The 14644-nt window shown below is 42.9% G+C and carries 14 protein-coding genes; all 14 read right to left on the reverse strand.

Features of this window, described 5'->3' with window-relative positions; translation table 11 throughout:
• Positions 1-11: 11 nt before the first annotated feature.
• Entirely contained in the window at positions 12-1319 is a 1308-nt protein-coding gene (fliI, locus tag HLI_RS01650) for a flagellar protein export ATPase FliI (RefSeq protein ID WP_128522762.1), read from the reverse strand.
• Complete coding sequence (gene fliH / locus HLI_RS01655) at positions 1312-2064, reverse strand: flagellar assembly protein FliH (protein ID WP_164908444.1); 753 nt, start codon at positions 2062-2064, stop codon at positions 1312-1314. The genes fliI and fliH overlap by 8 nt, the downstream gene beginning before the upstream one ends.
• Positions 2048-3061 (reverse strand): flagellar motor switch protein FliG, encoded by a 1014-nt coding sequence (fliG, locus tag HLI_RS01660; protein ID WP_128522764.1) that lies wholly within the window; start codon positions 3059-3061, stop codon positions 2048-2050. The genes fliH and fliG overlap by 17 nt, the downstream gene beginning before the upstream one ends.
• A 13-nt stretch (positions 3062-3074) precedes the next feature.
• Entirely contained in the window at positions 3075-4676 is a 1602-nt protein-coding gene (gene fliF, locus HLI_RS01665) for a flagellar basal-body MS-ring/collar protein FliF (RefSeq protein ID WP_128522765.1), read from the reverse strand.
• A 62-nt stretch (positions 4677-4738) separates the two neighbouring features.
• A complete protein-coding gene (fliE, locus tag HLI_RS01670) occupies positions 4739-5053 on the reverse strand; it encodes a flagellar hook-basal body complex protein FliE (RefSeq protein WP_128522766.1) in 315 nt (104 codons plus the stop codon).
• A 23-nt stretch (positions 5054-5076) separates the two neighbouring features.
• The gene (gene flgC / locus HLI_RS01675) at positions 5077-5529 is read right to left on the reverse strand and encodes a flagellar basal body rod protein FlgC (protein ID WP_128522767.1); all 453 of its coding nucleotides are present in this window, start codon (positions 5527-5529) and stop codon (positions 5077-5079) included.
• Between the two features lie 3 nt (positions 5530-5532).
• Positions 5533-5925: a flagellar basal body rod protein FlgB gene (gene flgB / locus HLI_RS01680; RefSeq protein WP_128522768.1), complete on the reverse strand. Its 393-nt coding sequence runs from the start codon at positions 5923-5925 to the stop codon at positions 5533-5535.
• Positions 5926-6591: 666 nt separating this feature from the next.
• Positions 6592-7371, reverse strand: a complete 780-nt coding sequence (codY, locus tag HLI_RS01685; RefSeq protein ID WP_128522769.1) for a GTP-sensing pleiotropic transcriptional regulator CodY — start codon at positions 7369-7371, stop codon at positions 6592-6594.
• Between the two features lie 28 nt (positions 7372-7399).
• Positions 7400-8797: an ATP-dependent protease ATPase subunit HslU gene (gene hslU, locus HLI_RS01690; RefSeq protein WP_128522770.1), complete on the reverse strand. Its 1398-nt coding sequence runs from the start codon at positions 8795-8797 to the stop codon at positions 7400-7402.
• Between the two features lie 14 nt (positions 8798-8811).
• Positions 8812-9357, reverse strand: coding sequence for an ATP-dependent protease subunit HslV (hslV, locus tag HLI_RS01695; RefSeq protein ID WP_128522771.1), 546 nt, complete (start codon positions 9355-9357; stop codon positions 8812-8814).
• Positions 9358-9362: 5 nt separating this feature from the next.
• Complete coding sequence (xerC, locus tag HLI_RS01700) at positions 9363-10271, reverse strand: tyrosine recombinase XerC (RefSeq protein WP_128522772.1); 909 nt, start codon at positions 10269-10271, stop codon at positions 9363-9365.
• Positions 10272-10552: 281 nt separating this feature from the next.
• Complete coding sequence (topA, locus tag HLI_RS01705) at positions 10553-12628, reverse strand: type I DNA topoisomerase (protein ID WP_128522773.1); 2076 nt, start codon at positions 12626-12628, stop codon at positions 10553-10555.
• Between the two features lie 159 nt (positions 12629-12787).
• Entirely contained in the window at positions 12788-13669 is an 882-nt protein-coding gene (gene dprA, locus HLI_RS01710; RefSeq protein WP_241655916.1) for a DNA-processing protein DprA, read from the reverse strand.
• 69 nt (positions 13670-13738) lie between these two features.
• A complete protein-coding gene (gene sucD / locus HLI_RS01715; RefSeq protein WP_128522774.1) occupies positions 13739-14641 on the reverse strand; it encodes a succinate--CoA ligase subunit alpha in 903 nt (300 codons plus the stop codon).
• Positions 14642-14644: the final 3 nt, after the last annotated feature.

The following is a 14644-nucleotide window of genomic DNA, read 5'->3' on the forward strand; positions in this document are numbered from 1 at the left end:
TCAATTCCCTCCTAAACGAACAATTCTTTCAAGTCTTCTACAGAACGTTCAAAACTCGATGGTTCATGAATACCCTGCTTAAGAAAACTTATGATAGAAGAATGATAATGGATGGCTTGATCTATATCCCTGCTGGAGCCTTTCTTATATGCTCCTATTTGAATAAGTTCACTGTTTTCCTCATATGTGGCCAACAATGCACGCAGTCTTTCCGCCGATTCCAAGTGTTCTTCCGAAGCGATTTGCTTCATTACACGACTGATGGACCTTAAAATGTTGATGGCTGGGAATTGTCCCTGTTCCGCAAGTTTACGATCCAAAACAAAGTGACCGTCAAGAATCCCCCGGACAGTGTCAGAAACAGGTTCATTCAAATCATCTCCATCTACCAGCACCGTGTAAAACGCTGTAATCGTCCCTTCCTTACTGGAACCCGTACGCTCAAGAAGTTTTGGTAACAATGCAAAAACGGAGGGAGTGTACCCTTTCGTCGTCGGAGGCTCTCCGGTTGCCAGCCCAATTTCACGTTGTGCCATTGCAAAGCGCGTCACTGAATCCATCATCAAGTTCACGTTATAGCCAAGATCCCGAAAATACTCACTGATCGCGGTTGCCGTGTAAGCACCTTTCACCCGCATCAAGGCAGGTTGATCTGAAGTAGCTACAACTAAGATGGAATGTTTCAGCCCTTCTTCTCCGAGATCGTTTTCAATGAACTCCCGAACTTCACGCCCGCGCTCACCGACCAGTGCGATCACATTCAAATCTGCAGAACTATTTCTGGCGATCATCCCCATCAGTGTACTTTTTCCGACTCCACTCCCGGCAAATATACCGACCCTCTGCCCTTTGCCGACAGATAAAAGTGAATCGATCGCCCGCACGCCTACTTGGATCGGTTCTTTGATTGGAGGCCGTGATAACGGGTTTGGCGGGTTCTGTTCGGTCGGATACATTTTCAAACCACTTGGAAGATCGCTTCCATCAAGAGGGTGTCCTGTCGCATCTAGAATATTACCAATCAGACCGATTCCTACTTTGACTTTCAGCGGCTCACCGGTCGCTTCTACAAGGCTGCCAGGGCTTACGTCTCTCACTTCTTTATAGGGCATGAGAAGAATGTTCTCATTATTGAATCCGACAACTTCAGCAGCAATCGGTTCGGAGTTACCTGTAGGCGGGTGAATGTAGCAAAGGTCTCCAATGGAAGCTTCAGGCCCTTTCGATTCAACCATTAAACCTACAACCCGGTGTATTTTCCCAAAGCGCTTGAACGTGTCCGCTTGGTCGATGGCATTCAAATATGCCTGTTTATTCATGTCCTATCTCTCCATTAGCAAAATCCAATACTTTCTTTCGCAACTCAGTTAATTGGCTGTCAATACCAGCATCGACCCTTCCAAATGGTGATTCAATGAGACAAGAAAATGGGACTAGATCTTCGTCGGCGTATAAGGTCAATTGGGTTTTATGGCCGACCAGCCTTTTCAGTTCTTCCGTCTGGGAATGAACCGTTCCATATTGATCGGGATGGACATAAACCACGATTTCAGGCTGGTCTTGAACATCTTGGACGACTTTCTTTACAAGAGGCAAAAACATTTCAGGTGAATCTTCAAGCTGTTGGTGCAAAATTTTCCCTGAGCATTGAAGAGCAATTTCAGCTATTGTTTCTTCGCTGCTCTTTACGATGTTGTCGTGCCTTTCTTTGGCTTGCTCGATGATTCCATTCGCTACTTTCAATTTATCAATGTAGGAATCATACCCATCTTTTTCCCCTTGCTGTACACCCTGGTCAAAACCATTTTGGTAAGCTTCATTTTGTAAATCCTGTTTTTCTGCTTCCCATGCCTGCTTCAATTCTTCAATTTCATTTTCTGCATTCTTTAAAAGTTGATCTCTTTTCAATTGAGCTGCTTCCAATGCTGCTTCCGCTTCTTTTCGCTTCTCTTCCGTTTTCAGAAGATGGTGTTGTTCATTATTTTCGGCAGGAGATTCATCATTTGTGCGGATAGGTTTGATTTGAATCACCCTGCCGGATGTGTGATTAGACAATGATGTCATCTCCTCCACCCCTTGCAATGACAATTTCACCAACATCTTCAAGCCTGCGAATCGTTGATACGACTCTAGTTTGAGCCTCTTCTACATCACGGAGACGTACAGGGCCCATAAATTCCATTTCCTCTTTGAACGTATCTGCCATCCGCTGCGACATATTATTGAACACGATGTCTTTCACTTCTTCACTTGAGACTTTCAATGATAGGCGCAAGTCATCATTGTCGACATCACGGATGACACGTTGGATGGCCCGATCATCAAGGGCGACGATGTCTTCAAAGACAAACATCCGTTTCTTGATTTCTTCTGCGAGCTCAGGATCCTGGATTTCAAGAGAATCCAGAATGGTTCTTTCCGTACTTCGGTCGACCCCGTTCAAGACTTCGACGACTGCTTGGATTCCGCCGGTTTCTGTATAATCCTGGGTAACGGTGGTCGATAATTTCTTTTCCAGTATTTGTTCTACTTGACTGATCACTTCAGGCGAAGTCGAATCCATTGTTGCGATCCTCCTGGCGATGTCTGCTTGTAATTCCTGAGGCAGTTCAGAGAGTATCTGCCCAGACTGTTCAGCATCTAAGTAGGAAAGCACAAGCGCTATCGTTTGCGGGTGTTCATTTTGAATGAAGTTCAAAATTTGGTTCGGATCTGCTTTACGAGCGAAATCAAACGGCTTCACCTGGAGTGAGGAAGTCAATCGGCCAATGATGTTGGAAGCCTCATCAGACCCTAATGCTTTCTCAAGGATGGTTTTGGCATAGCCGATACCCCCTTGGGAAATATAGTCCTGGGCTAAGGCTATTTGGTGAAATTCATCCAGTATTTCATCTTTCTCTTGCGCATCGACTTTTTGTACAGAAGAGATTTCTAATGTTAACTGTTCGATCTCTTCTTCATCTAAATGTTTGTAAACTTGAGCTGCCACATCCGGCCCAAGAGAGATCAACAAAGCGGCTGCTTTCTGTTTGCCTGTCAACCCCGGTTTCTTCAAGGGCATAATAGGACCCCCTCTAATCTTCCGCAATCCATGATCGCAGTAATTTTGCAAAATCTTCCGGTTTTTCTTTCGCCATTTTTTCCAGCTGTTTTCGTTTGTGAGTCGATTCATCTTCTTTCTCTTCTATCTCAGGTACTTCACGCGGTTCAGGCGTTTCCTGGATGCGTTCCTCGTACATGACATAGTCGTCTTCCTCATTGCCTCTCCTGCGGAACAACATCCAAACGAGAACAGCAATGATGAAGGCTAACAATCCCCCTACTATATACATCCATAACGGAATGCCCGGATCAGAGTCTGGGAAGTCAGCTTTCCCATTGAATTCCTGAAAAACTATGGAAGCTTTCTCTTCTGGATTGACTTCTCCATAATCTCCATTAATAGAAGTAGTGATCATGGAATCGACAATCGATTGAATGCTTTCTTCAACCGTTTGTTGTTCTGCCGCTGTTAAATATTCGACCTCACCATCTTCAGTCGTTCCTTTCGTATTATCCACAGCTACTTGAATACCTAAATCCCTCACCTTATAAGGGCTTTCCTCTATGTTCTTCTTAATCCGGTTGAATTCATTATTAATTGTTTCACGGTTCATCTCATAGTCGCCGTCGGAGCCGTTCTCACCTGCAGGGTAATTGGCGATATCTTCATCCCCAGCCCCCGGGACACCACCTTCCGGAATTCCGCCTTCATACGTTTCTTCAATACGTTCGACGCTGACAGGCAAACCTTCCATTGTGTCTGGATCGACAGGCTCGACTAGCTCTTCTACACGTTGTTCTTTCGTAAAATCAATATCAGCTGTCACGGTTGCAATGACTTTCTGCTGGCCGATCATCATGCCTAACATGCGTTGTAAACGCTGCTTGATATCTCTCTCAATATCCTGCTTTACATTTTGCTGGTATGTATAAGCATTCTCCCCGCCAGTGCTCGGAGAATCATTTATGTCAAAATAGTTGAAATTCTGGTCCATGATGACGATATTATCTTTAGAAAGATTTGGAACAGACTTAGAAGCTAGATTATAAAGAGCTTCGACTTGTTTATTTTCAATCTGATGCCCCGGTTGGACATCCAATACAACCGACGCAGAGGCTTCTTGACCTGACTCAGAAGCGAAAATCTGTTCTTCAGGCATATTGATCATCACTTTTGCATCTTGAATGCCGCCAATCCCCTTCATTAGGTCGGCAAGTTCAGTCTGCATGGCATCGAGTTTAATGACATCAAATTCGTTATCCGTCATCCCCCACGAGGTATTGTCACTGAAGAAGCCGTAATCAATAGAGCCACTGTTCGGAAGTCCGGCTGCAGCTAAATCTACAAGCAGCCCTTCCGCTTGTGTTTCAGGAACAAGAATCGTCGTCCCACCCTGGTCCAACTCGTAAGTAATCCCCTTGGCATCAAGTTCGGTTTTGATTTGACCGATTTCCTGTAACGTCAAATCCCGATATAACGGCACCATTTTAGACCCTGAAGCAAAAATCCCTGTCAATGAAATAATGAGAATGATAGCAAGGGCCGTCCCTATGATCAGTCCTTTTTGCGACTTTTTTCGTTCTTTCCAAAAGGTAATTATTTTTTCTTTATATAATGATATTTTTTCTTTCATAGTTGCCCCCAAAAAAAGCACGACCTATGCGAATAGTTTAGTGCGGATTATCCTTAGTTCAGTCAGACTTGCATACGCATGACTTCTTTATAGGCTTCGACCACTTTGCCTTGCATTTCTACTGCTGTCTGCATCGTAATACTAGCCTTTTGCGAAGTAATCATCACATCATGTAAATCATTGATTTCTCCACGCGCAAGAGCTTTCGTTTTGTCATTCGATGCTACCTGCGCATCGTTCACACCTTCTATGGCCTCTTTCAATTGTTTAGAAAAGGTAGCCTGGGCTTCTCCAGGTGTGACTTTCTGTTTCCACTGGGAACCGGAGGGCTGTACTGTTGCGGATTGGGAACCTGATACTGCGTTCAAATCTGGCATAACCATACTCTCCTAACCTTTAATTATCTTCCGATTTCTAATGCTTTCATAAGCATGCTTTTCGAAGCATTCACTGAGGTCACATTCGCTTCATAAGAACGTGTGGCGCTCATCATATCCACCATTTCCTGCAATGGGTCAACATTCGGCACTTGGACATATCCATCTTCCCCTGCATCAGGATGGTTCGGGTTGAAGACCACTTTGAATGGCTCCTCGTCTTCTCTGATTTGTGTTGCTTCCACCCCTGAACCAGAAGAACCCTGTTGAGCAGCTTTATGTAAGAAGTTTTGAAAGTTATTTTCAACCGGTTGGAACACGACCATTTTGCGACGGTATGGTTCCCACTCACCATTTTCATTCAAGGTGGCCCTTGTGGAGTTGGCATTGGCTATATTCGAAGATGCGACATCCATTCTTAAACGCTGACTTGTCAAGGCACTTGCACTTGTATTCATGGAATGGAAAATACTCATCGTCTAGTTCCCTCCTTTAATGACTGATTCCAAGCTGCGGAATTTACCGCTCATTCGATCGACAAGAGCCTGGTATTGGATTTGGTTTTGAGCTAATTCATTCATTTCTTTATCAATATCGACGTTGTTCCCATTGTGATTGTATGTAGTGTTGGATTTTGTGAAAGTTCGGTATGATTCAGAAGTATCAGGACCGAATTGAAAGTGGCGCTCGTTTGTTCTTTTCGTTTGGAACGATGAACGTTCCTGTGCGAGCACATCTTTGAATGCCACATCTTTCGCCTTATACCCAGGCGTGTCAACATTGGCAATATTATTCGAAATAGCTCTGTTTTTTGCAGAAGAATAGTTTAAAGCATTCTCCAAGGTGGTAAATGTATCACTGAAGAGTTTCATCGCCTTCACCTCGATTCGACATTATTCCATACTCACAGAGACAATTGTAAAAAAATTTGTATACTTGTGTCTATGTTTTATGACAGGTTTTTACGAGAGTATTGCAAACAGATCTAAAGGACCAGGACCATTAGAGCTATTTATTTGGCTTTTGTTGGAAATTGTCGTATTTTCAATTATAATAAACATTATTACACACTTTCATGTCGAATAGTATTAATTTTTAGTCAAATAAAAAAACCCCTACTTTAGTAATTTAGAATAGGTTATTTTTTCCTGTGGGTGAATATTTGTGCTACATAAGAAGTAGGATTAGACATAATGGGAGTTTTCACTAGAGGGTCATGTCCCCGGACATTTGGCCCCCTTTTTTTATTTTAAACCCTGCAGTGATTTGTGCTTCTCATCGGTGCTTCACAATCACAACGATTGGATCTATACAGCATAGTATTAAAACTGTTAAGGGTTTTGCAGACTATTTCTATTATTGATGTGTCAGTGAAACTATCTCATTCTTTTTTAAGACCCCTCCTTCTCCATCGCAGACTATTACCAAGAGATTCTCAAAAAAAATTTCGAATAAAAAAAGTAGTCCAGTCAGAGGGTACAAGGAAAATTCTTGTCCTCTGAAACTGAACTACTTTTCTTATATACGGTGCAGACTTTTTAGTTGGTCCGAAGCTTTTGCAACTCTACCAGGAAGTTGTTGTTAAGAACTTTAATATAAGTCCCTTTCATTCCTAGAGAACGGGATTCAATAACTCCTGCGCTTTCCAGCTTACGCAGTGCATTGACGATCACAGACCTTGTAATGCCTACACGGTCAGCGATTTTACTTGCTACAAGCAACCCTTCATTTCCTTCTAATTCTTCAAAGATATGCTCGATGGCTTCCAATTCACTGTAGGATAGAGAGCTGATCGCCATTTGTACGACAGCTTTACTGCGGGCTTCCTGCTCAATTTCTTCTGTTTTTTCATGAAGTATTTCCATCCCAACTACTGTTGCACCATATTCAGCAAGAAGCAGATCATCTTCATTGAAGGCACCGTTTAAACGGCTGAGAATCAATGTCCCCAAACGCTGTCCCCCGCCGATAATAGGAACGATGGTTGTCAGTCCACTTTCAAACAGTTCACGATTTTCAACAGGGAACGCTGTATATTCGCTATTAATATCGATATCAGGGGTTGTTTCCTGGATGTTGAAAAGGTTTTGGGTGTACTCTTGTGGAAATTGACGCTCAGACAGCATCTCTTTCATGCGTTCATTTTCAATCTCCTGGTTGATCGCGAATCCAAGCAGCTTACCACGACGGCTTAATACGAATGTATTAGCCTCAATGACGTCTCTTAAAGTAGCGGACATGTCATTGAAGTCGACGGATTTCCCTGTAGTCTTTTGTAGCATGGCGTTGATTTTACGTGCACGATCTAATAAATTCATGTGTATTTCCTCCTTGTTGGTAAATAAATTATAATATAAATCGACTTAAATCTTTGTTCTTGACAATAGATGATAGTTTGCTGTCTACGTATTGTGGTGTGATTTCTATTTTTTCCATCATCACGTCCGGAGCTTCAAATGAGAGGTCTTCTAACAATTTTTCTAAAATTGTATGCAACCTCCGCGCTCCGATATTATCCGTTTCCTGGTTCACTTCATGAGCGATTTCTGCAAGTCTAGTAATAGCATCGTCAGAAAATTCAACCTTTATACCTTCAATTTCAAGTAATGCCTTATATTGTTTCAAAAGAGCGTTGGATGGCTCTGTCAAAATGTTCCTGAAATCTTCAACACTCAATTTATTCAGCTCGACCCGGATCGGGAAGCGTCCTTGTAATTCTGGAATCAAATCAGATGGTTTTGCCATATGGAACGCACCCGCAGCAACGAATAAAATATGATTGGTAGAAACAGGACCATATTTCGTTACGACCGTCGATCCTTCTACGATTGGAAGGATATCACGCTGTACACCTTCCCTGGAAACGTTAGCCTGGTTATCGCCTTTTGCAGCTACTTTGTCGATTTCATCGATGAAGATCATTCCTGACTGTTCTACTTTTGTAACAGCTTCCTGACCGACTTCGTCCATATCGACAAGTTTCCCTGCTTCTTCCTGTGTTAAAACTTTCCGTGCTTCTGAAACAGGCATTTTCCGCGTTTTCTTCTTTTTAGGCATGAATTGACTGAAAGCATCTTGCATATTCATCCCCATCTGTTCCATTCCGGAACCTTGCATCATATCAAACATAGAAGACTGGGATTCTTCCACTTCTATCGTCACGATACGGTCTTCTAACTCACCTAAGTCCAACTGCTGACGGATCCTGCTCCGGTTCTTCTCAATCTCTGTTTCTTCCTGCTCTTGATCCGCCTCGTTCTCCTCTTCATCACTTTGGTTGAAAAGCATCCCGAATGGATTCTTGAAATTATTGTTCTCTTTTTTCTTAGATGGGACGAGAAGCTTTACTAAACGCTTATTCGCTTGTTCCTCTGCACGCTCTTTGACCGTCTCCATTTTTTCTTCTTTCACCATTCGGACGGCCATTTCTACAAGATCACGTACCATCGATTCTACGTCCCTGCCGACATAACCGACTTCTGTGAATTTCGTCGCTTCCACTTTAACGAAAGGAGCACCGACCAATTTGGCTAATCTCCGGGCGATTTCTGTCTTTCCAACCCCGGTCGGCCCCATCATCAGAATGTTTTTCGGAACGATTTCATCTTTCAGATCATCTGTCAGCTGCATCCTTCGGTAACGGTTCCTCAAAGCGATCGCAACAGACCGTTTAGCGTTATTCTGCCCTATAATGTATTGATCGAGCTTTTCAACGATTTGTTTAGGCGTCAAATTCAATGACATTCATTTATGCCCCCTTATTCGAGAACTTCCAATATGATTTGATCGTTTGTGAACACACATATTTCGCCAGCAATCTCTAAGGCAGCTTGTGCAATCTGAGATGCTGACTGCTCTGGGGAATAGCGTTTGAGAGCTCTTCCCGCACTCAATGCGAAATTTCCACCTGAACCGATAGCAAGAATACCATCGTCCGGTTCTATTACTTCCCCAGTACCGGATACAAGAAACATATTTTCTTTATCCATCACGATCAGCATTGCTTCCAGCTTTCGCAAAACACGATCACTGCGCCACTCTTTGGCAAGTTCAACAGACGCCCTGGCCAAGTTGCCGTCATAGCTTTCAAGCTTTCCTTCGAACTTTTCAAACAGTGTGAAAGCATCTGCTACTGAACCAGCAAACCCTGCCAGGACCTGATCGTTGTAAATTCTGCGCACTTTTCTCGCTTTATGCTTCATAACGACTTGATTTCCCAATGTCACTTGACCGTCCCCACTCATAGCACACTTTCCCTGGTGTTGGACAGCGAAAATCGTCGTAGCATGAAATTGTTGATTCATTACCTTCACCTCTTATTCGCTCTGGGATGGCTGTTCATATATACATTCCTCAACCGGTCTTTAGTTACATGAGTGTAAATTTGTGTTGAAGAAAGGTGTTCATGGCCGAGCAATTCCTGCACGGAACGCAGATCCGCTCCTTCATTCAATAAATGTGTCGCAAAAGAATGTCTCAGTTTATGTGGATGGATATTGACGGTCAACGACGCATCCTTGACCATTTTTTTCAAAACCAGCCTCACGCCATCTTCAGTCAATGGTCCTCCTTTAGCATTGAGGAATAAACGTTTAGTGTCCTCCTGTTTTTTTGAAGCAAGCTCATTTCTTCCCTCTTCAATATAGGATTTCAGTGCTTTTCCAGCAAACTGCCCGAAAGGTACATACCTTTCTTTCCTTCCCTTTCCTTGAACAAGTGCAGTGTCGAGCGAAAAATCAAGATCTCCCACTTCCATCTTGACACACTCACTGACTCGAATTCCTGTACCATACATCAACTCGATCAGCGCTTGATTGCGTTGGCCTAAAGGAGTAGTCAAATCACTGATTGTAAAAAGCTGGTCCAGCTCTTCCTCATAAAAAAACTCAGGAATAGGTACATCCTCACGCGGCAGTGATACATTCAAAAATGGGTTATATTTAACGCTTTCTTCCCGTTCTAAGAAACGAAAGAAACTTCTAAGGCTTGATATCTTCCGCGAAACGGACCTTCTGGAAAAGCGGGCTTCATGTTGTCTGGACAAAAACACACGGATGTCAGGGTAATCGCAGTCAAGTAAGGTGATGCTTTCAGAATTCATAAACTCGATAAATTCATCAATGTCTCTCCCGTAATGCTGTATTGTCAATGGAGATGCATTTTTTTCAATTTGGAGATACTCCATGAACTCTTTTTTGTACATATGGGCAGATTTCATATTTCACCTCACGAAGGCGTTTAAATTTTATCACAATTAGGAACAGCACCACAATGGCTTTAATAAAAATGTAACAAAATTCTGAATTGTTTCCAACTAAATTCATGTAAGTAAGCAATTTTATTTTCTATCTTCCCAATTCAATTTCCAATGTCTGTCAAGTATATAGCCTTACCAAACCGTAATTATAGCTCCCTATATTAGGAGTGTCAATCAAAAAGAAAAGAAAGAAGAGTCTATAACCATAAGGATAGTCATAGACTCTTCAAAATATAACATGATCAGGATTGTGGTTCTTCTTTGTAATCACAACTCGTACACTGGATTTGGGTGCCTTTTTTGGATTTCTTTTCGACAAGTAAAGACTCACATTTAGGGCAAGGGCGACTGATCGGCTTATCCCATGAGATGAAGTCACATTCGGGATAATTTTCACACCCGAAGAATTTGCGGTTCTTTTTACTTTTCCTCTCGACAACTTCTCCGTCTTTACATTTCGGACAAGTAACACCGACTTTTTTCAATATCGGCTTCGTATTGCGGCATTCTGGGAAATTGGAGCAGGCAAGGAACTTTCCGTACCGGCCCATTTTATAAACCATTTCGTGTCCGCATTTCTCACAGTCGATTCCTGCAGGTTCATCTTTGATCTCGATTTCTTCCATCTCTTTTTCAGCTTTCTCCAAACGGGGGTGGAAGCCTTGATAGAATTGGTCGATAATGTTTGCCCACTCTTCTGTCCCTTCTTCAATTGCATCAAGGTCATCTTCCATACCTTTTGTAAAGGTGACATCGATGATCTCAGGAAAGTATTCTCTCAGTTGCTCCAAAACAATCTCCCCAAGTTCTGTCGGCACAAAACGTTTGTTGTCCAAAGCAACGTAGCCTCTCCGTTGAATCGTGTCCAACGTTGGAGCATAAGTGGATGGTCGTCCGATCCCCAGCTCTTCCAGCGTCTTAACAAGGCGGGCTTCCGTATAACGCGGAGGTGGTTGGGTGAAGTGTTGATTCGGCTTGATTTCTTCAGCCTTCACTGTCATCCCTTCTTGTAAATGAGGAAGAAGTTTATCTTTTTCTTTCTTGTTGTCATCATTACCTTCCACATAAACCTTCATGAATCCTTTGAATTTAACCTCTGAACCAGTTGCCCTGAATTCAACACCTTCATTGTATAGATGGACAGTCATCGTATCCAGCACAGCAGGGGCCATCTGACTTGATATGAAACGGTCCCAAATCAGTTTATATAAGCGGTATTGGTCTCTCGATAATATTTTCTTCATCGCTTTAGGGTCATGGTCAGCGCCTGTCGGACGAATCGCTTCGTGAGCATCTTGTGCACCTTCTTGCTTTTTGGCCGCTTTATTATTGCCCAGGTATTCCTTACCGAAGTTGCTTACAACATATTGTTTCGCATCTTCTTTAGCTGTATTGGAAAGTCTGGTTGAATCTGTACGCATATACGTAATCAAACCAGTCGTGCCTTGCTTTCCACCTAGATCAATTCCTTCATACAACTGTTGCGCGATCATCATCGTTTTCTTCGCACGGAAATTCAGCTTTCTGGCTGCTTCTTGTTGCAAAGAAGAGGTTGTGAATGGAAGGGAAGGATTCCGTTTGCGCTCTCTTTTATTTACTTTTTCAACCGAGAAGTCTTTGCCTTTCATACGTTCCTGAACCTTTTTTACATCGTCTTCTGTTTTCAAGTCTTGCTTCTTTCCGTCGACTCCGTAAAAAGACCCTTCGAATTTTTCCTTTTCCTTCAAGAAATCCGCTTCGATGGTCCAGTATTCTTCGGGTTCGAATTTTTTGATTTCATTTTCACGGTCAATGATAATTTTGACAGCCACCGATTGAACCCGGCCTGCACTCAAGCCTTTTTTAACTTTTTTCCAAAGGATCGGGCTGATGTTATAACCGACAAGCCTGTCTAATATCCTCCGCGCTTGTTGGGCATCCACAAGGTGGGAGTCGATAGTGCGTGGATGTTTGAACGAATCTTTGATCGCTTCTTTCGTGATCTCGTTAAAAACAACGCGGCATTCTGATTTGTCATCAATGTCAAGACTATGCGCCAAGTGCCAGGCAATGGCTTCCCCTTCACGGTCGGGGTCGGCTGCGAGATATACTTTCTTAGCTTTTTTCGCAGCAGTTTTCAAGTCTTTCAGTACGGGGCCTTTCCCGCGTATGGTAATGTATTTAGGTTCAAATTCATTTTCAACGTCTACACCCATCTGACTTTTAGGTAAATCACGGATGTGACCTAGTGAAGCTTTCACTTTGTATTTTTTTCCTAGGTATCGTTCAATAGTTTTAGCCTTTGCAGGTGACTCAACGATTACAAGATAATCTGCCATATAGGTTCCTCCCATAGAGGTGTTGTCTCTTTTAATATTTTCATAAAATAAATCTTCCCTATTATTAAATACAATGAAACCGTTTGTCAAACATACTTTTATAAAAAAAGTTTAAAAATGGTACAATACTCCTCATGACTGTAACACCTTTCCAGCGTATTATTCAAATTTTTCTAACCAATCTTCAAGAATGTCATGGTACGTATGAACGAGCTTTGCACCTTCATTGATCATCTTATGACACCCTTCACTTGTAGGGCTGCCTGCAGGTCCTGGAAGTGCATACACATCCCTGCCCTGCTCCAGTGCTTGATCTACGGTTATTAAAGTACCACTCTTCACCCTTGCCTCGATAACAAAAGTGGCAGGCGTCAAACCAGATATGATCCGGTTGCGTTCCGGAAAGTGATATTTTTTCGGAGGGCGGTCTGGCGGGTATTCACTGATCACTAAATGTTCTCGAACAAGACGATCGTACAAAGTAAGGTCATTTGTCGGATAAATGTGCTGAAAACCCGACCCGAGAACAGCAATAGTTCTTCCCTGATGTTCCGATGCAAGTGTATGGGCATACTGATCAATACCTTTGGCCATACCACTTACGATCGTGCATCGACTTCGGATAATGGGGAGCAGTACAGCTTTCATAGCTGTAAAGGCGTAAGGGGAGGGCTTTCTTGTCCCTATAACACTCAGGGAAAGTGGTGCATTTAAAAGGGTATGATCTCCTTTAAAATACAGAACCAGAGGAGGATCGGGAATGGACCTCAATAAACTAGGATACCCATGATCGAACCAGGTTAATAAGGAGATATTTTGCTGATATTTGTCGAGTTTCTTCATTATATTAGGGTCGTTTATGTGCTGAATGATGGAAGTGGATCGGGCAACGGGGATTTGAAGAATGTGGGCCAATTCTTTAGATGAACAGGAAAAGGGGAGGAGTAATTGATCATCGAGACGAAGAAGTCTTTTTAAGAGTGGTCTGGATACGTGGGGAGAATCATGCAAACAAATCAAACGTTCTCTTCTGGTTACCACCGCGCACCTCATTTCATAAGTCAGAGACCGTACCTGGATCGATACGGCCTCTGCTGCATGTTATTAACTTTAATGTGTTTTACATTTTTCAAAAAGGTTTTGGTCTTTTAATACCTGGATGAGGGTTTCACCCATAACAGAAGGGGTTTCAGCCACTTCGATGCCACATTCATTCATGACACGAATCTTCTCATCAGCTGTACCTTTACCACCAGAGATGATGGCGCCGGCGTGCCCCATACGCTTCCCTGGAGGAGCTGTACGACCACCGATAAAGCCGACAACAGGCTTACTCATATTTGCTTTCACCCATTCAGCGGCTTCTTCTTCAGCTGTACCACCGATTTCACCGATCATGATGACCGCTTCAGTATCAGCATCCTCATTGAAAGCTTTTAGAACATCGATGAAGTCCGTGCCATTGACAGGGTCTCCGCCGATTCCTACTGCTGTAGATTGACCGAGTCCAGACTCAGAAAGCTGGTGGACCGCTTCATATGTCAATGTACCAGAACGAGACACAACACCTACGTGACCTTTTTTATGAATGTATCCAGGCATGATACCGATTTTACATTCATCCGGTGTAATGACACCAGGGCAGTTAGGACCGACAAGGCGAGTCTTCTTACCTTCCATGTAACGCTTCACTTTGATCATATCAAGCACTGGAATGTGTTCTGTAATACAAATAGCAAGATCCATGTCTGCATCTGTAGCTTCCATGATCGCATCTGCTGCGAATGGAGCAGGAACGTAAATGACCGAAGCATTTGCTCCAGTTTTTTCGACTGCTTCAGAGACAGTGTTATAGACAGGGATACCTTCTACTTCTGTCCCGCCTTTGCCTGGTGTGACTCCACCGACGATTTGTGTACCGTATTCAACCATTTGTTTTGTATGGAATAATGCAGTCGAGCCGGTGATACCTTGAACAATGACTTTTGTATTCTTATCAATATATACACTCATCTG

Source organism: Halobacillus litoralis (assembly GCF_004101865.1).
Classification (GTDB): Bacteria; Bacillota; Bacilli; order Bacillales; family Halobacillaceae; genus Halobacillus; species Halobacillus litoralis_A.